18 protein-coding genes and 2 pseudogenes are annotated in these 21,806 nt (G+C 70.6%); 11 read left to right on the top strand and 9 right to left on the bottom strand.

Annotated elements, in window-relative coordinates:
• Positions 1-381: 381 nt before the first annotated feature.
• The 4 genes from OG568_RS37080 (at position 382) to OG568_RS37095 (ending at position 5,665) form a co-directional block, all read left to right on the top strand.
• Positions 382-1,833, top strand: a complete 1,452-nt coding sequence (locus OG568_RS37080; RefSeq protein WP_329534698.1) for an alkaline phosphatase PhoX — start codon at positions 382-384, stop codon at positions 1,831-1,833.
• Between the two features lie 483 nt (positions 1,834-2,316).
• Positions 2,317-3,900 carry a TROVE domain-containing protein gene (locus OG568_RS37085; protein WP_329534699.1) on the top strand — a complete coding sequence of 528 codons (1,584 nt, stop codon included), beginning with the start codon at positions 2,317-2,319 and terminating at the stop codon, positions 3,898-3,900.
• Between the two features lie 84 nt (positions 3,901-3,984).
• Positions 3,985-4,635, top strand: coding sequence for a GntR family transcriptional regulator (locus OG568_RS37090; protein ID WP_329534700.1), 651 nt, complete (start codon positions 3,985-3,987; stop codon positions 4,633-4,635).
• A 13-nt stretch (positions 4,636-4,648) separates the two neighbouring features.
• Positions 4,649-5,665 carry a 1-aminocyclopropane-1-carboxylate deaminase gene (locus OG568_RS37095; RefSeq protein WP_329534701.1) on the top strand — a complete coding sequence of 339 codons (1,017 nt, stop codon included), beginning with the start codon at positions 4,649-4,651 and terminating at the stop codon, positions 5,663-5,665.
• Between the two features lie 13 nt (positions 5,666-5,678).
• Here the strand turns inward: OG568_RS37095 and OG568_RS37100 are convergent, their stop codons facing one another.
• Positions 5,679-7,121, bottom strand: coding sequence for an MFS transporter (locus OG568_RS37100; RefSeq protein ID WP_329534702.1), 1,443 nt, complete (start codon positions 7,119-7,121; stop codon positions 5,679-5,681).
• Positions 7,122-7,258: 137 nt separating this feature from the next.
• Here OG568_RS37100 and OG568_RS37105 point away from each other — a divergent pair, with 137 nt between their 5' ends.
• A complete protein-coding gene (locus OG568_RS37105; RefSeq protein ID WP_329534703.1) occupies positions 7,259-7,825 on the top strand; it encodes a TetR/AcrR family transcriptional regulator in 567 nt (188 codons plus the stop codon).
• Positions 7,826-8,039: 214 nt separating this feature from the next.
• Here OG568_RS37105 and OG568_RS37110 read toward each other — a convergent pair whose 3' ends face one another.
• The 7 genes from OG568_RS37110 to OG568_RS37140 all read right to left on the bottom strand — a co-directional run bounded on the left by OG568_RS37110 (position 8,040) and on the right by OG568_RS37140 (position 15,437).
• Positions 8,040-9,242: a TerD family protein gene (locus tag OG568_RS37110; protein ID WP_266421911.1), complete on the bottom strand. Its 1,203-nt coding sequence runs from the start codon at positions 9,240-9,242 to the stop codon at positions 8,040-8,042.
• A gap of 101 nt (positions 9,243-9,343) precedes the next feature.
• The gene (locus OG568_RS37115) at positions 9,344-10,333 is read right to left on the bottom strand and encodes a zinc-dependent alcohol dehydrogenase family protein (protein WP_329534704.1); all 990 of its coding nucleotides are present in this window, start codon (positions 10,331-10,333) and stop codon (positions 9,344-9,346) included.
• Positions 10,330-11,181 (bottom strand): carbohydrate ABC transporter permease, encoded by an 852-nt coding sequence (locus tag OG568_RS37120; protein WP_329534705.1) that lies wholly within the window; start codon positions 11,179-11,181, stop codon positions 10,330-10,332. The genes OG568_RS37115 and OG568_RS37120 overlap by 4 nt, the downstream gene beginning before the upstream one ends.
• The gene (locus OG568_RS37125; RefSeq protein ID WP_266581700.1) at positions 11,178-12,116 is read right to left on the bottom strand and encodes a carbohydrate ABC transporter permease; all 939 of its coding nucleotides are present in this window, start codon (positions 12,114-12,116) and stop codon (positions 11,178-11,180) included. Before OG568_RS37125 ends, OG568_RS37120 begins: the two co-directional genes overlap by 4 nt.
• Complete coding sequence (locus OG568_RS37130; protein WP_329534706.1) at positions 12,113-13,480, bottom strand: ABC transporter substrate-binding protein; 1,368 nt, start codon at positions 13,478-13,480, stop codon at positions 12,113-12,115. The genes OG568_RS37125 and OG568_RS37130 overlap by 4 nt, the downstream gene beginning before the upstream one ends.
• A gap of 78 nt (positions 13,481-13,558) precedes the next feature.
• Entirely contained in the window at positions 13,559-14,320 is a 762-nt protein-coding gene (locus OG568_RS37135; RefSeq protein WP_385069817.1) for a DeoR/GlpR family DNA-binding transcription regulator, read from the bottom strand.
• 292 nt (positions 14,321-14,612) lie between these two features.
• Positions 14,613-15,437: an NAD-dependent epimerase/dehydratase family protein gene (locus OG568_RS37140; RefSeq protein ID WP_329534707.1), complete on the bottom strand. Its 825-nt coding sequence runs from the start codon at positions 15,435-15,437 to the stop codon at positions 14,613-14,615.
• A gap of 252 nt (positions 15,438-15,689) precedes the next feature.
• Between OG568_RS37140 and OG568_RS37145 the strand changes: the two genes are divergently transcribed.
• Together OG568_RS37145 and OG568_RS37150 are read left to right on the top strand one after the other, a co-directional pair.
• On the top strand, positions 15,690-16,649 hold the full coding sequence (locus OG568_RS37145; RefSeq protein WP_329534708.1) for a 5-dehydro-4-deoxyglucarate dehydratase: 960 nt from the start codon (positions 15,690-15,692) through the stop codon (positions 16,647-16,649).
• The gene (locus tag OG568_RS37150; RefSeq protein WP_329534709.1) at positions 16,646-17,818 is read left to right on the top strand and encodes a hypothetical protein; all 1,173 of its coding nucleotides are present in this window, start codon (positions 16,646-16,648) and stop codon (positions 17,816-17,818) included. The genes OG568_RS37145 and OG568_RS37150 overlap by 4 nt, the downstream gene beginning before the upstream one ends.
• Positions 17,819-17,823: 5 nt before the next feature.
• Here OG568_RS37150 and OG568_RS37155 read toward each other — a convergent pair.
• Positions 17,824-17,973 (bottom strand): annotated as a pseudogene (locus OG568_RS37155) (MFS transporter); the annotation flags it as partial.
• A 160-nt stretch (positions 17,974-18,133) separates the two neighbouring features.
• Between OG568_RS37155 and OG568_RS37165 the strand changes: the two are divergent.
• The 4 genes and pseudogenes from OG568_RS37165 to araD form a co-directional block, all read left to right on the top strand.
• A pseudogene (locus tag OG568_RS37165) lies at positions 18,134-18,238 on the top strand (TIGR03086 family metal-binding protein); the annotation flags it as partial.
• Between the two features lie 160 nt (positions 18,239-18,398).
• Positions 18,399-19,055, top strand: a complete 657-nt coding sequence (locus OG568_RS37170) for a GntR family transcriptional regulator (RefSeq protein WP_266415379.1) — start codon at positions 18,399-18,401, stop codon at positions 19,053-19,055.
• Entirely contained in the window at positions 19,052-19,960 is a 909-nt protein-coding gene (locus OG568_RS37175; protein ID WP_329534710.1) for a dihydrodipicolinate synthase family protein, read from the top strand. Before OG568_RS37170 ends, OG568_RS37175 begins: the two co-directional genes overlap by 4 nt.
• Positions 19,957-21,711, top strand: a complete 1,755-nt coding sequence (araD, locus tag OG568_RS37180) for an L-arabinonate dehydratase (RefSeq protein ID WP_329534711.1) — start codon at positions 19,957-19,959, stop codon at positions 21,709-21,711. Before OG568_RS37175 ends, araD begins: the two co-directional genes overlap by 4 nt.
• The last annotated feature ends 95 nt before the right edge of the window (positions 21,712-21,806 follow it).

The raw sequence follows: 21,806 nt of genomic DNA on the forward strand, positions 1-21,806 counted from the left end.
GCTTCCTCGGCCCCGGGAGGGCTTCGCCCGTTCCCCGGGTCCGAAGGGGGGGGCGCTTGTTCCTCGGCCCCGGGAGTGGGGCTCGTTCCTCGGCCCCGGTGGGGCTTCGCCCGTTCCCCGGCCTCGGGGGCGCCCGATCCCCAGCCCCGAGCGCCCGTCTCAGCCCCGGGAGGGGCGCTCGTCCCCGGTCCCGGGGGGCTTCCCCCGTTCCCCTGTCCGGAGGACTTTTGGTCCCTGTGGCCGAGTCCTTACGGATTCATGGAAGCGAATGCGGTGAAGTCGCCCCGTGTTCAACCGCCGTTCAGGCGTGGGCGGGACGGTATGGCCGCAATGCCCCCGGCCACCCTCCACGGTCATCCTCCACCGTCACGGGAGACACCCATGTCGCTCACCCGCAGGGACTTCGCGAGCCGATCCGCGCTGACCGGCGCCGGTATCGCCCTGGCCGGCAGTGTCGGCGCCCTCGCCACCGCCCCGAACGCCCTCGCGTCCACCGACACCGAGAGCGTGGGGGAGGACGGCGAGTCGGCGGACCGGCACGGCGGAGTCGGCTACGGACCGCTGGTCCCGGACCCGAAGGGCCTGCTCGCGCTGCCCGCCGGATTCTCCTACCGCGTCATCACCTACAGCGGCCGTACCAAGCTGGACTCGGGTGAGTTCACGCCGTCCAACCACGACGGCACCTCCACCTTCGACGGCCCGCGCGGCGCCACCCTCCTCGTCAACAACCACGAGCTCAAGGGCCCCCGCGCCAGTTGGAAGTACCCCGTGCCGCTCACCGAGGGCCTGGTCTACGACCCGGCCGCGTCCGGCGGCTGCACGGTCGTCGAGGTGCGCCACGACAAGGTCGCCGAGTGGGTCGGCGTCGCCGGCACCTCCACCAACTGCGCGGGCGGCAACACCCCTTGGGGCACCTGGCTCACCTGCGAGGAGACCGAGGACAAGGCCGGCCAGAACGGCATGACCAAGGACCACGGCTACGTCTTCGAGGTCGACCCCCTCGACCGCCGCCGCAACCGGAACCCCAAGCCGATCAAGGCACTCGGCCGGTACGCCCACGAGGCCGTCGTCGTCGACCCCAAGCGCGACCGCCTCTACCTCACCGAGGACGCCTCGGGCCCCAACGGCCTCCTCTACCGCTGGACGCCCCCGCAGGGCTTCGAGCACGGCCACGGACAGCTCGCCACCCTCGCCGACGACGCCGGCGCCCTCCAGGCCTTCAAGTGCTTCGACTCCGGCGGCCGGTTCATCGACGACCTCTCCCGCGCCACGCAGATCGGCACGGTGTACGGCGTGGACTGGGTCGACGTCCCCGACCGCGACGCCAAGACCACCTCCGTGCGCAAGCAGTTCACCGACGGCCAGGTCACCCGCGCCCGCAAGCTCGAAGGCATGTGGTGGGGCGACGGCGGCACGTACATCGTCTCCTCGTACGCCCGCGAGGAGAGCCCCGTCCAGCACGACGGCCAGGTCTGGTTCTACGACCCCAAGCGCCGCACCCTGACCCTGAAGGTCCTCATCGGCGTCAACCCCGACCCGGCCGTCGACGGCGCCTTCGACGGCCCCGACAACATCACCGTCTCCCCCTACGGCGGCCTCGTCATCGCCGAGGACGGCGAGGGCGTCCAGCACCTCTTCGGCGCCACCGACAGCGGCCGTACGTACCCGATCGCCCGCAACGAACTCAACATCGGCACCGAAGCCGAACCGGCCTACAGCGAGTTCACCGGCGTCACCTTCTCGCCCGACGGCAGGACCCTCTTCGCCAACATCCAGGAGCCCGGCATCATGCTCGCCATCACCGGCCCCTGGAAGCGCCAGAAGCGCGGGTAGTTAATTCAATGGCTCGAACCGCGGCCGCCCTCCTAAAGTGGTGCACGTCCAGGTGCGAAGGCAGGACCTACTTCCACTGATAATGGGGCGGCCGCGGGTTCGAGTCCCGCCACCGGTACAACGCGCCGGTGTAGCTCAGGGGTTAGAGCACCTACGTCGGTTCCGCCGGCCTTGAACTCTGGACACCACAACTTCATGCACCTCCCGGTGCGCGTGCTGCGGCTACTTCTCTTTCAAGGAATCCACGCCGCCGCCGACTTGATCTCGGGAGGCGCAGCTCATGGTGGGTGCCCGGTGCGCAGGCAGCGGATACTTCGGGACACGGTATGTTGCGGGTTCGAATCCCGTCATCGACTCCGGGTCGATGTGGCGGAACTGGCAGACGCGCCGGGTGAATAGGAACCGTCGCCGACTCCTGATCTCGGGCCCCCTCCATTTGCTGTGCCTCCCTCCGAAATACTCATGAATTCGGGGGAATTCACCATGGCACGCTTCAACACCCGTGCGGCGAAGGCACAGCCGACCTCACGAGTGACGTCCACCGGCCGCGTGCTGCGCACGCACCAGGGCGGCCGAGGTCAGGAGCGTGACGCGCACTCCGAGCTCTTCCTGTTGGCCATCGCCGACTTCGTCTCGCAGAACACCTTCTACGAGACCGGCGAGGCCCGCGACGACCGGTTCGCCGCCCTCGTGCGCGAGTTCGCCGTCGCCGACCCCGCGTGGACGGCCGGCCTGCTGGGCTGGCTGCGCGGCGAGGGCAACCTGCGGACGGCCTCGCTCGTGGGCGCCGCCGAGTACGTGAAGGCACGCCTCGACGCGGGGGCCACCGACGGCCCCGCCAACCGTCAGGTCATCGCCTCCGTGCTGCGCCGCCCGGACGAGCCCGGCGAGCTGCTCGCCTACTGGACCTCCCGGTACGGCCGCAACGTGCCCAAGCCCGTCAAGCGGGGCATCGCCGACGCCGTACGCCGTCTCTACGGCGAGAAGTCGCTGCTGAAGTACGACACGGCGGCCAAGGGCTACCGCTTCGGCGACATCCTCAACCTGGTGCACGCGGCGCCCGACCCGGCGAAGCCGTGGCAGGGCGACCTGTTCCAGTACGCCCTCGACCGGCGCCACCACCCGGACACCGCGGTGGTGCCCAAGTCGCTGCCCGTCGTGGTGGCCCACCGTGACCTGATGGCGCTGCGGCCCGCCAAGCGGCGCAAGGTCGTCACCGGTGCGCACGGCGCGCGGCGCCTCGCGGACGCGGGGATGACCTGGGAGGCGCTGGCCGGCTGGCTGCAGGGTCCGATGGACAAGGCGGCCTGGGAGGCCGTCATCCCGTCCATGGGCGCGATGGCGCTCGTCCGGAACCTGCGGAACTTCGACGAGGCGGGGGTCAGCGACGAGGTGGCGGCTCAGGTCGCCGCCAGGATCAGCGACCCGGCGGAGGTGGCGCGCTCGCGGCAGTTCCCCTTCCGCTACCTCGCCGCGTACCAGCACGCGCCCTCGCTGCGCTGGTCGTACCCGCTGGAGCAGGCGCTCGGCCACTCGCTGGCCAACGTGCCGGCGCTGCCCGGACGCACCCTCGTGCTCGTCGACCGGTCCGGGTCGATGTTCTACTCGCGGCTGTCGGAGCGCTCGGAGCTCAACCGGGCCGACGCGGCGGCGATCTTCGGAACGGCGCTCGCGCTGCGGGCGGCGGACGCGGATCTCGTCGAGTTCGGCACCAGCAGCAAGCGCGTGAAGTTCAAGAGGGGCGAGTCGGTGCTGAAGGTGCTGGAGCGCTTCGGCGACCTCGGCGGCACCAACACGAGCGAGGCGGTGCGCGCGCACTACAAGAAGCACGACCGGGTGCTCATCGTCACCGACGAGCAGGCCGCCTACAGCCACTACGGCGACCCGACCGAGCAGGTCCCGGCGCACGTCCCGGTCTACACCTGGAACCTGGCCGGCTACCAGGCGGGCCACGGCCCCTCCGGGAAGGCCAACAGGCACACCTTCGGCGGCCTCTCGGACGCGGCTTTCCGGATGGTGCCCCTGCTGGAGTCGGCGCGGGACGCCGACTGGCCGTGGGCCGGATAGCCGATCGTGCGTGAGTGCGGCCCGTACTTCGGTGCGGGCCGCACTCTTGTGCGGAGCGGGAACTGATATCTAACATTTCAGTTCATGGAGGCGATACGACCCGTGCGCCGGACCCTGCTGAGGGAACGCGCGTACGAAGCGATACGGGACGCCATCGTGGCCGGTGAGCTCGCGCCGGGCGCGGTGGTGCGTGACGCGGAGCTCGCCGAGCTGCTCGGGCTGTCGCGGGCGCCGGTGCGCGAGGCCTTCTCCCGGCTGGTCGACGAGGGGCTGCTGGAGTCCAAGCCGCAGAGCTACACGCGGGTGACCCCCCTGGTGGCCGCCGACGTACGGGACGCGGCGGCCGTGGTCGGCGCCATGCACGAGCTCGCCGCGCGCACGGCGGTCCCCCGGCTGGAAGCGCCGCATCTCGAGGTGATGCGCGAGGCCAACGTGCGCTTCGCGGACGCTGTGCGCGCCGGTGACGTGGACGCCGCCCTGATGGCCGACGACGAGTTGCACGACGTACTGATGCGGGTGAGCGGCAATCGTGCCGCCGCCGCCACCGTCGCCCGCTACACCCCGCTGATCCGCCGTCTGGAACGGCGCCGCTTCGGTGAGGGCGGCAACTGCCGTTCGGCGGGCCTGCACGACGAGCTGATCGACGCCTGTGCCGAAGGGGACGCGGCCGCCGCCGTCCGCGTCACGGCGGAGATCTGGGGCGCGCTCGAAGACCTGGCCGATGTCGAACCCTGATACGGGAGGACCCATGTCCCTTTCCTCGTACGAGCGTTACCCCCTCCTCTTCGGGCCCTCGCCCGTGCACCCGCTGGAGCGCCTGACCCAGCACCTCGGCGGTGCCTCCCTGTGGGCCAAGCGGGAGGACTGCAACTCCGGTGTCGCGTACGGCGGGAACAAGACCCGCAAGCTGGAGTACCTCGTCGCCGACGCGCTCGCCCAGGGCTGCGACACCCTTGTCTCGATCGGTGGCGTGCAGTCCAACCACACCCGCCAGGTCGCGGCCGTCGCCGCCCGTGCCGGGCTCAAGTGCGTGCTGGTGCAGGAGAGTTGGGTGGAGTGGCCCGACTCCGTGTACGACAAGGTCGGCAACATCCTCATCAGCCGCCTCGCCGGGGCCGACGTACGGCTCGTGCGGGCCGGGTTCGGGATCGGTTTCAAGGAGAGCTGGGAGCAGGCGCTGCGGGAGGTCGAGGAGGGCGGCGGCAAGCCGTACGCCATTCCGGCGGGGGCCTCCGACCATCCGCTGGGCGGTCTCGGGTTCGCCGGGTGGGCTTATGAGGTGGCCGAGCAGGAGCGGGAGTTGGGGGTCTTCTTCGACACCGTCGTGGTGTGCTCCGTGACCGGGTCGACCCAGGCGGGCATGGTCGCCGGGTTCGCCGCCCTGGAGGAGGCGGGCGGGCGGCCGCGGCGCGTCCTCGGGATCGACGCGTCGGCGGCGCCCGCCCGCACCCGTGAGCAGATCGCGCGGATCGCCCACGGCACGGGGCAGCTCATCGGCGTGCAGAAGGAGTTGACGGAGGCGGACGTCGAGCTGGACGAGCGGTACCACGCGGGCACGTACGGGATTCCGGACGAGGTCACGCTGGAGGCGATGCGGCTCGCCGCACGTACCGAGGGGATGGTCACCGACCCCGTGTACGAGGGGAAGTCGATGGCCGGGATGGTGGATCTGGTGGCGCGGGGGGAGATCGGGCGGGAGTCCACGGTGCTCTATGCCCATCTGGGCGGACAGCCGGCGCTGAACGCGTACAGCGCGCTGTTCTAGGTGGTGGGATTCTTCAGGTGGTGTGCTTCGGCCTGGTGCCGGTGATCACGAACGCCGACACCAGCAGGGCGGTCAGCGCGACCAGTGAGCCGATGCCGAACGCGCGGGCCGCCCCCTCGGTGAGGATGTCGGACGGGGAGCCGTGCGCGTGCCGGGTCGCCGTGCCGAAGACCGTGACCAGGATGGAGAGGCCGAGGGTGCCGCCGAGCCACTGCAGGGTCTGCAGCAGGCCGGAGGCGGCGCCCGCCTCCCGTGGCTCGACACCCGCGAGGATCGTCGCGTTGAGCGGCATGAAACTCAGGCCGACGCCCAGACCCATCAGCACCAGCGGGCCGAACAGGCCGGTGAGGTAGCCGTCGTCGGGCCGCAGCCGCCACAGCCACGCGGTCGCGACGACGAGCAGGGCCATCCCCGTGAGCAGTACCGGCTTGGCGCCGAGCCGCGCGAGCAGCCGGGGCACGAAGCGTACGACCGTGAACATCGCCAGGGTCATGGGCAGGAAGGCGAATCCCGCGCGGAGCGGGCTGTAGCCCAGGACCTGCTGGCAGATCAGGGTGAGGAAGTAGAACGCGCCGAACATGCCCGCGGGCAGCAGCAGTACGCCCGCGTAGCCGCCCGCGCGGTTGCGGTTCGCGAGCAGGCGCAGCGGCATGATCGGCTGGTCCGCGCGGGACTCGATCAGGGTCAAGCCCACCAGCAGGGCCGCCGCCGAGCTGAAGCCCAGCAGCGCCTGGGTGTCGGTCCAGCCCGCCTCCGAGACCCGGATGAACGCGTACACCAGCGATGTCATCCCGGCCGTGCCGGCGAGTGCCCCCGCCGCGTCGAACCGGCCCGCGTGGCGCGGGGTCTCGGTGACGAAGCGGGGCAGGGCGACGGCGACCGCGACGCCGATCGGTACGTTGATCAGCAGGGCCCAGCGCCAGGACGCCCAGGAGGTGAGCATGCCGCCGAGGACCAGGCCGATGGAGGCGCCGATGCCCGCCATCGACGCGTAGATGCCCAGGGCGTGGTGGCGGCGCGGGCCGTCGGGGAAGTTCGTGGTGATCAGGGCGAGGGTGCTGGGGGCGGTGAGGGCGGCGCCGACGCCCTGGAGGGCGCGGGCGGTGAGCAGCCAGGCGCTTTCGGTGGAGAGACCGCCGAGCAGGGAGGATCCGGCGAAGAGCAGGACGCCGATGGTCAGGGTGCGGCGGCGGCCGGCGATGTCGCCGACCCGGCCGCCGAGGAGGAGCAGGCCGCCGAAGGTGAGCGTGTAGGCGTTGAGGACCCAGGAGAGGCCGGTCCTGCTGAAGTCCAGGTCCTTCTGGATGTCGGGTAACGCGACGTTGACGACGGTGGAGTCCACGCCGACCATCAGGTAGGCGGTGACGATGACGAACAGGACGGCGCCGAGCCTGGCGCGTTGGGGTGGTGCGGAGAGAGTGTCGGCGGTGGTGGACGGTGCGGACGAGGTGGACACGGTGTTCTCCCGGTCTGGCGTCCCCGGATGAAGGTGTACACGGGCAGCACGGACTGCCCGCGAGATAAGCGGGGACTGTCTCCGTTTAACCCTCGCTAAGATACGGAGGGGGTCCCCGGTTCGCAAGGAGTATCTGAATGACGCAGGTCAAGCCCATGCGCGCGGACGCTCGGCGCAACTATGAGCGGTTGCTGAAGGTGGCGGCCGAGGCGTTCGCCGAACATGGGGAAGGCGCGTCGCTCGATGACATCGCCAAGCGGGCGGGCGTCGGGTCGGGCACGCTGTACCGGCACTTCCCCACGCGGCAGGCGCTGTTGGAGGCGGCGTACGTCGACCGGATCGAGGCGCTCGGGGCGCGGGCCGACGAGATCGCGAAGGAATTGCCCCCGGGTGAGGCGCTGGCGGAGTGGCTCTACGAGCTGTGCGTCGGCACGATCCAGGTGCGCGGAATGAAGGCCCTGCTGGGCTCGGCCGTCACGGACGGCAGCAGGGCCGCGCTCACGGCCTGCGGCACTTCCATGAAGGGGGCGGCGCAGCGGCTGGTCGAGGCGGCGCAGCGGGAGGGGGCCCTGCGGCAGGACATCGAGCCGATCGAGGTACTGCGGCTGGCTCACGGGGTTTCCACGGCCTCGGAGCTGGCGAACGGCCAGGGCAAGCAGATCCGCCGGTATCTGTCCCTGCTGACGGAGGGGCTGCGGCCGTAGCGACGGTGGGTTCTCCGGCGGTGCGTTGTCCGGCGGTGCGTTGTCCGGTGGTGTGCCTGCCTCCGGTGGGTGGGTCGGGGCCGTGGCGGTGCGTCGAGCCCGTCGCCGCTGGATCAGACGTGGGCCGGGCAAGGGAGCCGCTGCTCGATCCGAACGTAAGCGACGGGCTTGCGACGCACCGCCACGGCCCCTTCGGAGGGTGGGCGGCCGCGGGTCAGAGGGCCTGGGCCGCGGGCTTCACCATGCCGCGGACCGTACGCGACTTCACGAAGTCGCCCATGGCCGTCATCTCCCACTCGCCGGAGAACTGCTTGATCATCTTGGCCATCATCACGCCGGTCTGTGCCTCGGCGCCGGTGAGGTCGAAGCGGACCAGCTCCTCGCCGGTGGCGGCGTCCAGCAGGCGGCAGTAGGCCTTGGCGACCTCGGTGAACTTCTGGCCGGAGAAGGAGTTGACCGTGAAGACCAGGCCGGTCGCCTCCGGGGGGATGCGGCCGAGGTCGACCACGATCACCTCGTCGTCACCGCCGCCCTCGCCCGTGAGGTTGTCGCCGGAGTGCTTGATCGCGCCGTTCAGGATGGACAGCTTGCCGAAGTAGCAGCTGTCGATGTGGTTGCGCTGCGGGCCGTAGGCGATGACCGAGGCGTCCAGGTCGATGTCCTTGCCGCGGAATGCGGGCTCCCAGCCGAGGCCCATCTTGACCTGGGAGAGCAGCGGGCGGCCGCCCTTGACCAGGGAGACCGTCTGGTTCTTCTGGAGGCTGACGCGGCCCTTGTCGAGGTTGATCTTTCCGGCGCCGATCGGCGGTGCGGCGGGCGGGGCGGGCGGGGCGGGAGGGGCCGGAGGGGTCACGGGGGTTTGCATGGGGGGTGCGGGCGGGGTCGCGGGTGCGGCTACGGGCTGGGCCGCCGGGGCGGGTGCGGGTTCCTCCACCGAGACGCCGAAGTCCGTGGCGATGCCCGCCAGGCCGTTCGCGTATCCCTGGCCCACCGCGCGGGCCTTCCACGCGCCGTTACGGAGGTAGACCTCCACGACCACCAGTGCCGTCTCGGTGCCTAGCTGCGGGGGCGTGAACGTGCCCAGGACGCTGTTGTCGTCCGCGTTGCGGATCGTGGCTGTCGGTTCGATGCCCTGGAAGGTCTGGCCCGCGGCGTCGGGGCTCGCGGTGACCACGATCTTCTCGATGCCCGGGGGGATGGCGCCGGTGTCGACGGTGATCGCGTCGGGTGCCGCACCGCCGCCGGAGCGGTACGTCACGCCGGGGCCGGTTGGTTGGTTGTAGAAGATGAAGTCGTCGTCGGAGCGCACCTTGCCGTCGGCGGTGAGCAGCAGGCCCGATACGTCGAGCCGCACCGGGGCGGCGACGTCCACCGTCACGCGCGCGGCGGAGAGAGGGATGTTCGAGCCGGGGGTCATAGCTGTCATGCCGGGTGAACGAGCGAGACTATTTTGCCGTTCCCTTACCAAGCGGCCAATTGGTGGAACCCCGAAACCCCGGCCCGAATCCCTCTGATTTTCTACGGAACCACCACGATCTTCCTGCCCACGCCCGCCGCGAACTGCTCCAACGCCTGCGGATACCGCTCCAGTGCGATCCGGTCGCTGATGAAGACCTCCGGGTCGAGCACGCCGTTCGCGAACAGTTCCGCCGCCCGCTCGAAGCTGTGCAGCACCGCCATCGAACCGGTGATGGTGATCTCCTGGTTGTAGATACGGTACGGGTCGATCGTCACGCGGGTCGCGTAGTCGGCGACCCCGAACTGGAGGAACGTGCCCGCCTTCGCCACCCGGTCCAGGCCGTCCTGGATCGCCGCCGCGTTGCCGGTGGCGTCGACGACGAGGTCCCAGCCCTGCGGCCGGTCCAGCTCGTCCGCGTTCGCCGCCGACCCGGAGACGCCGAGCGTGCGGGCCGTCTCCAGGCGGGCCGGGTTCAGGTCCACGATGTCCACGCTCGCCGCGCCGGTGCGCTTGGCCAGCTCCAGCATCATCAGGCCCATCGTCCCGGAGCCGTAGATCAGGACGTGCGCGCCGAGACGGGAGCGCAGGACGTCGTAGCCGCGCACCGCGCAGGAGAGCGGTTCGATGAGCGCCGCGTCCTGGGTGCGGATGTGGTCCGGAAGTTTGACGCAGTTGGCCACAGGGGCGGTCGCGTACCGGGCGGCGCCCCCGGCCGTCGTCACGCCGATCGCGGCCCAGCGTTCGCAGAGGTTGTTGTGGCCCGAACGGCACTGCCGGCACTCGTAGCAGTACAGGGACGGGTCCACCGCCACCTGGTCGCCGACCGCGAGCTCGGTGACCTGGGCGCCGACCCCGACCACCTCGCCGGCGAACTCGTGGCCCGGCACGATCGGCAGCTTGGGCGCGAACTCGCCCTGGAGAATGTGCAGGTCCGTGCCGCACAGGCCGCAGGCGGCGACCTCGACGACGACCTCACGGGGGCCTGGCGTCGGGTCCGGGACCTCGGTGACGACGGCGCGGCCCACGGACTCGATGACGGCGGCCTTCATTTGACGGCTCCCAAGGACAGGCCCTGGACCAGTTTGTCCTGGGCGGCGAACCCCGCGGCGAGCACCGGCAGGGAGACGACGAGCGACGCGGCGCACACCTTGGCCAGGAACAGGCCCTGGCTGGTGATGAAGCCGGTCAGGAAGACGGGGGCCGTCTCGGCGACCACACCGGTCAGTACGCGGGCGAACAGCAGTTCGTTCCAGCTGAAGATGAAGCAGATCAGGGCCGTGGCCGCGATGCCGGGGAGGGCTATGGGGGCGACGACGCGGGCCAGGATCGTGGGCAGTCTCGCGCCGTCGATCTGGGCCGCCTCGATCACCGCCACCGGTACCTCGGCGAGGAACGACTGCATCATCCACACCGCGATCGGCAGGTTCATGGAGGTGTAGAGGATGACCAGGAGCCAGATGTTGTCCAGCATTCCGGTGTTCTTCGCGAAGAGGTAGATCGGGAGAAGTCCGGCCACGACCGGCAGCATCTTCGTCGACAGGAAGAAGAACAGGACGTCCGTCCACTTGCGCACCGGGCGGATGGAGAGCGCGTACGCCGCGGGGAGGGCCAGCAGGAGGACGCAGAGGGTGGAGACCACCGAGGCCACGGTCGAGTTGAGCAGCGCGGGCCAGGGGCTCGCGCCGCCGCCCGTGCCGAAGAAGTCGCGGTAGCCGTCGAGGGTGAGGGCGGCGCCGAAGGACGGTGGGTTGGTCGCCGCGTCCGACTCGGAGTGGAACGACGTCAGGGCCATCCACGCGATGGGCAGGAAGAACAGCACACCGAGCAGCCAGGCCAGCAGGCCCAGGCCCGTTCCCCGGGCACGCCGGGGTCGTACGCGGATCGTGGTGGCGCTCATGCGCGGGACACCTCCTCGCGGAACAGGGACGAGACCACGCGCAGCGCGAAGGTCGCGATGATGATCGAACCGATGACGACCAGGACGCCCGCGGCGGAGGCGAGGCCGTTCTCGTGGGCCTGGTAGAAGCTCTGGTAGACGGTGTAGGGGAGGTTGGCCGTTCCCAGGCCGCCGGACGTGAGGGTGAAGACCGCGTCGAAGTTCTGGACGATGTAGATCGAGCCCAGCAGGGCGCCGAGTTCGAGGTAGCGGCGCAGGTGGGGGAGGGTGAGGTGGCGGAAGACCTGCCAGTCGCTCGCGCCGTCCACCCGCGCGGCCTCGATCTGCTGGTGGTCGCGGCTCTGCAGGCCGGCCAGGAGGATCAGCATCATGAAGGGCGTCCACTGCCAGACCAGGGAGGCCTCGACCGCCAGCAGCGGGGTGCCCGAGATCCAGTCGGGCTGGGGGCCGCCCACGTAGTGCAGCAGTCCGTTGAGCAGGCCGTACTCCGGGTTGTAGAGCACGTGCTTCCAGAGCAGGGCCGCGGCCACCGGGACCACCAGGAAGGGGGCGATGAGGAGGGTTCTGACGATGCCCCGGCCGCGGAACTTGCGGTCCAGGAGCAGGGCCAGGCCCAGGCCGATGATCAGACTGGCGATGACCACGGCCGCCGTCAGGAGGATCGTCGTCCAGACGGAGTGGCGCAGGTCGGGGTCGGTGAGGACGTCCGAGTAGTTGGAGAGGCCGGTGAAGTGGCGGGCCTTGGGGTAGAGCGCGTTCCAGTCGAAGAAGGAGATCACCAGCGTGGCCACGAAGGGGAGCTGGGTCACGGCGATCATGAAGATCAGGGCGGGGAGCAGCGGGGCGCGGGTGGCCCAGGCGCGCAGCCGGTTGGACGGCTTTTTCAGGGTGCGTACGGGAGTGGCGGCCACGGGGGCCGTTGTCGTGGCGGTCATCGTCCCTCGTACTCCTTGGAGATCTTCTCGGCGAGTTTCTGGGACTTCTTCAGGGCCGAGTCGACGGACTGGCGTCCGGCGACGGCCGCGCTGATCTCCTGCGAGACCTTGGTGCCGAGGTCGGTGAACTCGGGGATGCCGACGAACTGGATGCCGGGCGCGGGGCGCGGCTGCACTCCCGGGTCACGCGGCCGGGCGCCCTCGATGGCCTCGCGGGTCATCTCCTGGAAGGCGGCGGCCTCCTTGGTGTACGCGGCGTTCGTGTACGTGGAGGCGCGCTTGCCGGCCGGCACGTTGGACCAGCCGATCGTGTCCCCGACCAGTTGCTCGTACTGCTTGCTGGAGGCCCAGGAGATGAACTTCCAGGCCTTGTCGGAGTTGTGGGAGGCCTTCTGCAGGCCCCAGGCCCAGGTGTAGAGCCAGCCGGAGGACTTGGTCTTCTCGACGGGCGCGGGTACGTAGCCGATCTTGCCCTTCACCGGTGAGTCGGACGCCTCCAGGGAGCCCGCAGCGGAGGTGGCGTCGTACCACATGGCCGTCTTGCCCTGGGTCATGTTGTTGAGGCACTCGGCGAAGCCCGACTGGGCCGCGCCGGACTCGCCGTGCTCGCGTACGAGGTTCACGTAGAACTTCGTCGCCTTCTCGAACTCGGGGGAGTCGAGGCGGGCCTTCCAGTTCTTGTCGAACCAGGTGCCGCCGAAGGTGTTCACGACGGTGGTGAGGGGTGCCATGAGCTCGCCCCAGCCGGGCAGGCCGCGCAGACAGATGCCCTTCATGCCGGACCGGGCGCCGTCGGCCTCGGCGGCCAGCCGTCCCACCTGATCCCAGGTGGGGTGGTCGGGCATCGTCAGGCCCTTCTCGGCGAAGACGTCCTTGCGGTACATCAGGAAGGACGACTCGCCGTAGAACGGCTGCCCGTAGAGCTTGCCGTCGTCGGCCGTCAGGGACTGCCGCATGGGGGCGAGGATGTCCTGCTCGTCGTAGCCGCTGTCCTGGCGTACGTAGGAGTCCATCTCGTGCAGCCAGCCGTTGCGGGCGTAGATCGGGATCTCGTAGTTGGAGAGCGTGGCGACGTCGTACTGGCCGGCCTGGTTGGCGAAGTCCTGGCTGATCTTGTCGCGGACGTCGTTCTCCGGCAGCACGGTGAAGTTCACCTTGATGCCGGTCTCCTTGGTGAAGTGCGCCTTGGTGAGTTTCTGCAGCTCCACCATCTGCGGGTTGTTGACCATCAGGACGTTGACGGAGTCGCCGCCTGACCCTGACCCGCCCGCTCCGACCCAACAGCCGGAGAGCAGCGGGGCGAGCAGCGTCCCTGCGGCGGCCGCGGCGAGTGCGCGCGACCTCCGTCGGCTCTGGGTTCGCATGGATCGCTCCTGGACGTATAGGGAGATAAAGGGCGCCTTCGGGTGTGAGTGTGCCCTTGTAGTGAGTGAGTTGGGTTTTCAGACTCGGATGACCTGGGGGCCTTGCAAGGAGTACCGGTGCGCCTCCGATGTCGGAAGCAGCGTGCTCGTGACGATCGTTTCCAGGGCGGTGATCTCCGCGAAGCGGCAGAAGCTGACCGCCCCGAACTTGGTGTGCACGCCTGCGAAGACCGTGCGCCGGGAGGCCCTGATCGCCTGGGCCTTGACCTCGCTGACCGCCGGGTCGGGGGTGGTGAGGCCGTGTTCTCGGGAGATGCCGTTGGCGCCGATGTACGCCAGGTCGATGACGAAGCCGGCGAGCATCTTCGTCGTCCAGTGGTCCACGGTCGCGAGTGTGCCGGGGCGGACCCGGCCGCCGAGCAGCAGGACGCTGGTGTGGTCGGCCTCGGCGAGCGCGCCCGCCGTGGCCAGGGAGGCGGTGACCACGGTCAGTGGCCGGTCCTTGGGGAGTGCCTCGGCGATGAGCTGCGGGGTGAAGCCCTCGTCGATGAAGACGGTCTCGGCGTCCCCGAGCAGCTCGGCCGCGGCGCTCGCGATCCGGCGCTTCTCGGGCACATGGCTGGTGGCGCGGAAGGCGAGCGTCGTCTCGAACCCGGCGCTCTCCACGGGGTAGGCGCCGCCGTGGGTGCGGCGGACCAGGCCGTGGTCCTCCAGGGCGCGCAGGTCGCGCCGTACGGTCTCCTTGGCGACGCCCAGCTCGGCGGCGAGCGCGGTGACGTCGACCGCGCCGGTACGGCGGGCGGCCCTGACGATCTCCCGCTGGCGTTCTTCCGCGGTCATGGCCGACACCTGCTCCCTGCGTTCCGTGCGTACTGCCCGTTCGGGCCCGGTGTGGGCCTTGGGGGAAGTTCTACAGCGGGTGCGCGGCACTGACCAGGCCTGTTGCGTGACCGATGGTGCCCGGCTGTGACCGTTTGGCGCGGCGGGTGACCGCGTCGGACCTGGGGCGCAGCGGTGGGCGGGGTGGGATCGGGCAGGGTTCGTGCCCGAACACGGCGGCGGGCGGGCCCGTTCGGTGCCCGCCCGCTCTTTTGCGCTCTTGTCCCGCGGTCGTCTTTTGGCCGTTCGGTCGTCAGTACGGCCAGATCGGCGGGTGCGTCGTGAAGGGGCCGCCGAGGCAGGCGTGGTCCGGGTTGGCCGGGTCGAGCTCGCCCTGCTCGGCGATGAGCTTCTCGGCGTACGGCTCGGAGTCGTCGCGCGGCTCGTAGCCCAGCGCCCGGGCCGTCGAGAGGTCCCACCACAGCCGGGTGTTGGCGGAGGAGCCGTAGACGACCGTGTGCCGTACGTCCTCGGCGGTGAGTGCCGCGTGGAAGAGGCGTGCGCCGTCCTCGGGGCTCATCCAGACGGAGAGCATGCGCACGCTGGTGGGCTCCGCGAAGCAGGAACCGATACGGACCGAGACCGTCTCCAGGCCGTGCTTGTCCCAGTAGAACTGCGCCAGGTCCTCGCCGAAGGACTTGGAGAGGCCGTAGAAGGTGTCGGGGCGGCGCGGGGTGTCGATCGGGATCAGGGCGCTGTCGTCGAAGGGGGCCTCACCCTGGGGGCGCGGGGTGAAGCCGACGGCGTGGTTGGAGGAGGCGAAGACGATGCGTCGTACGCCTTCCTCGCGCGCCGCCTCGTACAGGTTGTACGTACCCTCGATGTTCGCCTTGAGGATCTTGTCGAAGGAGGCTTCCAGGGAGATGCCCGCGAGGTGGATGATCGCGTCGACGCCCCGTACGGCCTCGCGCAGGGCGGCCTTGTCCGCGAGGTCCGCGGTGAGCGCGTCCGGCTCGCCCTCGACGGGCAGCAGGTCGAGGAGGCGCAGCTCATAGCCGTAGTCCGGCAGCAGTCCCCGCATCAGGGTGCCGAGTCCGCCGGCGGCGCCGGTGAGCAGAACGGTGCGGGGAGCGGGCATGCGAGTGTCTCCTCATGGCCACGCGGGCGGCCGTATGTGTGTACAGCATTCACATCCGTGGACACGCTAAAGAGCGCCGACCCTCTCCGTCAAGTGTCACGCGAAGGCGGGGAATTCGCTGCTGTATTGGGGTTTGTGCGCTTGACCGGCCCCGAGGTCGCGCTTTAGCGTGGTCGCGTTCAGAAATATAGACATGGATCAGAAACATGTACCCGCTGTTGTGTGCGTGAGCACCTGCCCCAGGGAGAGTCCGTGACGCCAGCCCCCCTTGTTGCTCGGCTCAGCGTCCCCAGCGGGCCGCTGTTCTTCCCCGTCACGGCGTACGGCCCCGACGGCGCCCTCGACCTCGACACCTACCGCGCCCATGTGCGGCGCGGCGTCGAGAACGGTGCCGCGGCCGTCTTCGCGTGCTGCGGCACCGGGGAGTTCCACGCGCTCGCGCCCGAGGAGTTCCAGGAGTGTGTGCGGGCGGCCGTGGAGGCGACCGCCGGGCGCGTTCCGGTCGTCGCGGGCGCCGGGTACGGGACCGCGCTCGCCGTACGGTTCGCTCGCCTCGCCGAGGAGGCCGGGGCCGACGGACTGCTCGCGATGCCGCCGTACTTGGTGCTGGCGAGCCAGGAGGGACTCCTGCGGCACTATCGGGAACTCGCCGCCGCCACCTCGCTGGACATCGTGGTCTACCAGCGCGACAACGCCGTGTTCACGCCCGAGACCGTGGTCGAACTGGCCCGCACCGAGGGGATCATCGGCTTCAAGGACGGCGTGGGCGATCTCGACCTGATGCAGCGGATCGTGAGCGCGGTGCGCAGCGAGGTCCCCGGTGACTTCCTCTACTTCAACGGGCTGCCGACCGCCGAACTGACCTGCCTCGCGTACCGGGGCATCGGGATCACGCTGTACTCGTCGGCGGTCTTCTGCTTCGTGCCGGAGATCGCGCTGGCGTTCCACGCGGCGCTGCGCGCCGGTGACGACGCGGTGGTCAACCGCTTGCTGGACGGCTTCTACCGTCCCTTCGTCGACCTGCGGGCCCAGGGCCGCGGATACGCGGTCTCCCTGGTCAAGGCGGGGGTACGGCTGCGGGGGCTGGACGTGGGCGAGGTGCGGCCGCCGCTGCACGAGCCGACCGAGGACCATGTGAAGCAGCTCGCGCAGCTGATCGAGCGGGGCTACGCGCTGCTGGAGCCGGCCGGTGCCGCGGGGGAGGGCCGGTGAAGGCGTCCGCTTTCGTCTATCCGTGGGACGTCGTCGGGGATCCGGGGGCGGCCGAGTGGATCGCCGGGCTCGGGGTACGACAGGTGACGCTCGCCTCCGCGTACCACTCCACGCGCGCGCTGACCCCTCGCCACCCCCGGCACCGGATCGTCACGGCCTCGCACGCCGCCGTCCTGTACCCGGTCGACGACGCACGGTGGGAGGGGCGTGCGCTGCGGCCGTACGCCGCCGGGGAGTGGGCGCCCGGGGACGCGTACGGGGAGGCCGCCGGCGCGCTCGCGGAGGCCGGTCTTGACGTCCACACGTGGGTGGTCCTCGCACACAACTCCCGGATGGGCGCCGAACATCCGTCCACCTCCGTCGTCAACGCCTACGGGGACCGGTACGCGTGGGCGCCGTGCATCGCGCAGGCCGACACGCGGGCGTATCTCGTCGACCTCGCGGTGGAGGCGGCGGTGCGGCCCGGGGCGCTGGGTACGGAGCTGGAGTCGCTCGGCTGGTACGGGCTCGCTCATCTGCACGCGCACGACAAGATCGGCGGGGTGGGGCTCGGGGACGCCGGGCAGTACCTGATGTCGCTCTGCTTCTGCGCGGCCTGCCGGGACGGGTACGCCGGGCACGGGCTCGACGCGGATGACCTGGCGGCGGCCGTCCGGGAGGCGCTGGAGCCGGTGTGGCGGGGGGACGTGCCGTCGGACGGCGATCGGCCGGCGATCGAGAAGCTGCTCGGGGAGGAGACGGCGGCCGCCACGCGCGCGTGGCGTGACGGCGTGGCCCGTTCGCTCCAGGAGACGGTGGTCGCGGCGGTGCGGGCGGCCGCGCCGGCCGGCTTCCAGGTGTTGCTGCACGCCGATCCCGTTTCCTACCACTGCGGGGCGAACGCCGGGGTCGATCCCGGGCACATCCTGTCCGTGGCGGACGGAGTGGTCGTGCCGTGCACGGGCGGGGTGGGGCTGCTGGCGCCGTTCGCGGAACAGGGGCGGGACGGGGCTGTACTGGCCGCGAACTTCACGGTCGTGGCGGGGATGGGGGGTGGTCCGGGCACGCTGGCGCAGGACGCGGCTCGGGCGGCTTCGGCGGGCGCGACCGAACTGCGGCTGTACCACGCGGGGTTGGCTTCGGACGGGGATCTGGACGCTGTGCGGACGGTGTTGACGGGGGCGACCTGAGCCCAGATCCGCAGCAGGGCGTACAGCCCAGCCGCGAGGGCGAACGTGACGGTGTCCAGGACGGCCACCCGCACGCCGCCGTACGCCGCGTACAGGCCCGCCCCCGTCGGCGGAGCCAGGAACTTCATGCCCTCGCCCGCCGTCATGCGCAGGCCGCGTGTCGGTTGTGACGCCCAGGTCCTCGCGCCCGGCGTCACGGAAGGCGACGGCCGGCCCGCCCAGATGCCCGAGCATGTTGTGCACCGCGAGCCCGCGGCAGGGCGACGAGCTCGCCGAGGCCTGGCGCGACCCGGCCGCGCGGCCGTGAACTCCGGCCCGGGCGAGGGCGTGTTCGGCCCCGTGGTGCCGGTGTTGGACGACGCACCTCTCCTCGACCGTGTGATCGGCCTCAGCGGCCGCGACCCCGGCTGGAAGCCGTAGCCCGGCACCTTCGCCACGTCGCGGAAGTACATCGACTCGAACTTCTTTTGTCGGAAGCGTTGACGAAACACGGCCGCGCTCCTACCTTCAACGCGTCGTACTTCATACGTCATATATGAGACGCGATACACGAGATCAGATACAGATCCGAGAGGCGCGCATGACCTCTGTGCCCATTCCGATTCCGTCCCGCACCCAGTTCGTGCTGGAGGGGATCAAACACCGCATCCTCACCGGGCAGTTGCCCCCGGGGCAGGCTCTGGTCGAGACCGAGCTCGCCACGCAGTTCGGGGTGTCGAAGACGCCCGTGCGCGAGGCGCTCAAGACCCTGGCCGGCACCGGTCTCGTCGTGATGAGCCAGTACAAGGGCGTCACGGTGCGCATGGTGGACGCGGACATGGCGCGCGAGGTGTACGACGTGCGGCTGCTGCTGGAGCCGGAGGCGCTGCGCCGCACCGTACGGCGCGCGGCGTCGCTCGACGCCGCACGCGACGCGCTGACCCGCGCCGACGACGCCTCCGACACCGCCGAACGCTCGCTCGCCAACCGGGAGTTCCACCGAGCCCTGTATGTGTCCTGCGGCAACCCGCTGCTCGGCCGGATGCTCGACGAAGTGCGTGACCAGGCCGCTCTCGTGTCGGCGGTCGCCTGGGCCGCCGACCCGTCCTGGGAGCGCGAGGCCGGCGAGCACCGGGAGATCCTGCGCCTCGCCCTCGAAGGTGACGCCGACGGCGCGGCCCGCGCGCTGCACGCCCACATCGAGTCGTTCGTGCGACGGGCCTTCCCCGCGGCCCAGGAAGAGGTCGGACAGGAATGACAGCGACGTACGAGACCCAGCGGGCGGCGCTCGCCGAGGTCGTGGCGATCCCCGTGACCCCCTTCGCCGAGGACGGCACGATCGACCGCGACACCCACCGGGCCCTGCTGCGTCGACTGCTCGACGGCGGCGTCCGTACCCTCACCCCCAATGGCAACACCGGCGAGTTCTACGCCCTGACCCCCGTGGAGCGGCGGCTCGTCACCGAGCTGACGATCGACGAGGCGGGCGACCGCGCCACGATCCTGGTCGGGGTCGGGCACGACGTGCCGACCGCCGTCGCCTCCGCCCGGCACGCCCGGGAGCTCGGGGCGCAGATGGTGATGGTCCATCAGCCCGTGCACCCCTACGTCTCGGAGGGCGGCTGGGTCGACTACCACCGGGCCATCGCCGAGGCCGTGCCGGAGCTGGGCGTCGTGCCCTACATCCGCAACCCGGTGCTGCCCGGCGCCCGGCTCGCCGACCTCGCCGACAGCTGCCCGAACGTCATCGGGGTGAAGTACGCCGTCCCGGACGCGGCCCGCTTCGCCGCCTTCGCCCGGGACGCGGGGCTCGACCGGTTCGTGTGGGTCGCGGGGCTCGCCGAGCCGTACGCGCCCTCGTACTTCTCGGCCGGTGCCACGGGCTTCACCTCGGGGCTCGTGAACGTCGCCCCGGCCGTCTCCCTGAACATGATCGAAGCGCTTCGATCCGGTGACTACCCGGCCGCCATGAAGGTCTGGGAGCAGATCCGCCGCTTCGAGGAGCTGCGCGCGGCGAACACCTCCGCCAACAACGTCACCGTGGTCAAGGAGGCCCTCGCCTCGCTCGGCCTGTGCCGCCGCGAGGTGCGCCCGCCGAGCAGGGAACTGCCCGAGTCCGAGCGGGCGGAAGTCGCGGCCATCGCCGCGGGGTGGTCCGTATGAGCCAGGGAGGAAGCCAGGGAGGAAAGGAGCGGGGGCGCCCCGAGGAGCTCCGGAGCCATCAGTGGTACGGCACCGACGGACTGCGCTCCTTCAGCCACCGGGCCCGCACCCGTCAGCTCGGCTACCTTCCCGAGGAGCACCTCGGCAAGCCGGTCATCGCGATCCTGAACACCTGGTCCGACATCAACCCCTGTCACGTCCATCTGCGCGACCGCGCGCAGGCCGTGAAGCGTGGGGTGTGGCAGGCCGGGGGCTTCCCGCTCGAGTTCCCGGTCTCCACCCTCAGCGAGACCTTCCAGAAGCCGACCCCGATGCTCTACCGCAACCTGCTGGCGATGGAGACCGAGGAACTGCTGCGGTCGTATCCCGTCGACGGCGCGGTGCTGATGGGCGGTTGCGACAAGTCCACGCCCGCCCTGCTGATGGGCGCCGCGTCCGTCGACCTGCCGGCCGTCTTCGTGCCCGCGGGGCCCATGCTGCCCGGGCACTGGCGCAGCGAGGTCCTCGGTTCCGGCACCGACATGTGGAAGTACTGGGACGACAAGCGCGCCGGACTCATCGGCGACTGCGAGATGACCGAGCTGGAGAGCGGGCTCGCGCGCTCTCCCGGGCACTGCATGACCATGGGTACGGCGTCCACGCTGACGGCCGCCGCCGAGGCGCTCGGGGTGACCGTGCCCGGCGCGTCCAGCATCCCCGCCGTCGACTCCGGGCACGACCGGATGGCGGCCGCGGCGGGCCTCAGGATCGTCGAACTCGTCCGCCAGGACCGGAAGCTGTCCCACATCCTCACCGCGGACGCGTTCGAGGACGCGGTGACGACCGTCCTCGGACTCGGCGGCTCCACCAACGCCGTGATCCATCTGATCGCCATGGCGGGACGGGCGGGCGTCACCCTCACGCTCGACGACTTCGACCGGATCGCGCGGACCGTTCCGGTGCTCGCCAACGTCCGGCCCGGCGGCCAGAAGTACCTCATGGAGGACTTCCACTTCGCCGGCGGTCTGCCCGGGTTCCTGTCGCGGATCACCGATCTGCTGCACCTGGACCGGCCGACGGTGTCGTACGACAGCATGCGCGAGCAGCTGGCCGGCGCCCAGGTGCACGACGACGACGTCATCCGCACCCGGCACAACCCGGTCGCGGCCGAGGGCGGAGTCGCCGTACTGCGCGGCAACCTCTGCCCCGACGGCGCCGTCATCAAGCACATCGCCGCCGAGCCGCACCTGCTCGAGCACACCGGTCCCGCGGTCGTCTTCGACGACTACAGGACCATGCAGCGGACCATCAACGACCCGTCGCTCGGCATCACGGCGGACAGTGTGCTGGTGCTGCGGGGCTCCGGGCCCAAGGGCGGTCCCGGCATGCCGGAGTACGGGATGCTGCCCATCCCCGACCATCTGCTGAAGCAGGGGGTACGGGACATGGTGCGGATCTCCGACGCCCGGATGAGCGGCACGAGTTACGGCGCCTGTGTGCTGCACGTGGCGCCCGAGTCGCACATCGGCGGACCGCTCGCCCTGGTGCGCACCGGGGACACGATCACCCTCGACGTCGAGGCACGGTCGCTCCGACTCGACGTGGACGACGAGGAGTTGGAGCGGCGCAGGGCGCAGTGGACGGCGCCGCCCGAGCGGTACGAGCGCGGGTACGGGGCGCTCTACAACGAGCAGATCACCCAGGCGGACACCGGATGCGACTTCGCGTTCCTGGCCCGGCCGGGGAAGGTGCCGGACCCGTACGCGGGCTGAGGGTGCCCACGAGGGCCGCCCCTCTTCGAGTCTCACCTGATCGACGTCTCGAACAGCAAGCAGTGACCAGCAAGCAGTGATCAGCGAACAGCAAG

This window comes from Streptomyces sp. NBC_01450 (assembly GCF_036227505.1).
Classification (GTDB): domain Bacteria; phylum Actinomycetota; class Actinomycetes; order Streptomycetales; family Streptomycetaceae; genus Streptomyces.

Coding starts and splice junctions, on each gene's coding strand:
- OG568_RS37090 (WP_329534700.1), top strand. CDS start 3,985: ATGGAGGCGATACGACCCGTGCGCCGGACCCTGCTGAGGGAACGCGCG.
- OG568_RS37170 (WP_266415379.1), top strand. CDS start 18,399: ATGACCTCTGTGCCCATTCCGATTCCGTCCCGCACCCAGTTCGTGCTG.
- OG568_RS37175 (WP_329534710.1), top strand. CDS start 19,052: ATGACAGCGACGTACGAGACCCAGCGGGCGGCGCTCGCCGAGGTCGTG.
- OG568_RS37095 (WP_329534701.1), top strand. CDS start 4,649: ATGTCCCTTTCCTCGTACGAGCGTTACCCCCTCCTCTTCGGGCCCTCG.
- OG568_RS37130 (WP_329534706.1), bottom strand. CDS start 13,480: ATGCGAACCCAGAGCCGACGGAGGTCGCGCGCACTCGCCGCGGCCGCC.
- OG568_RS37085 (WP_329534699.1), top strand. CDS start 2,317: ATGGCACGCTTCAACACCCGTGCGGCGAAGGCACAGCCGACCTCACGA.
- OG568_RS37135 (WP_385069817.1), bottom strand. CDS start 14,320: ATGACCGCGGAAGAACGCCAGCGGGAGATCGTCAGGGCCGCCCGCCGT.
- OG568_RS37120 (WP_329534705.1), bottom strand. CDS start 11,181: ATGAGCGCCACCACGATCCGCGTACGACCCCGGCGTGCCCGGGGAACG.
- OG568_RS37080 (WP_329534698.1), top strand. CDS start 382: ATGTCGCTCACCCGCAGGGACTTCGCGAGCCGATCCGCGCTGACCGGC.
- OG568_RS37140 (WP_329534707.1), bottom strand. CDS start 15,437: ATGCCCGCTCCCCGCACCGTTCTGCTCACCGGCGCCGCCGGCGGACTC.
- araD (WP_329534711.1), top strand. CDS start 19,957: ATGAGCCAGGGAGGAAGCCAGGGAGGAAAGGAGCGGGGGCGCCCCGAG.
- OG568_RS37115 (WP_329534704.1), bottom strand. CDS start 10,333: ATGAAGGCCGCCGTCATCGAGTCCGTGGGCCGCGCCGTCGTCACCGAG.
- OG568_RS37105 (WP_329534703.1), top strand. CDS start 7,259: ATGACGCAGGTCAAGCCCATGCGCGCGGACGCTCGGCGCAACTATGAG.
- OG568_RS37125 (WP_266581700.1), bottom strand. CDS start 12,116: ATGACCGCCACGACAACGGCCCCCGTGGCCGCCACTCCCGTACGCACC.
- OG568_RS37110 (WP_266421911.1), bottom strand. CDS start 9,242: ATGACCCCCGGCTCGAACATCCCTCTCTCCGCCGCGCGCGTGACGGTG.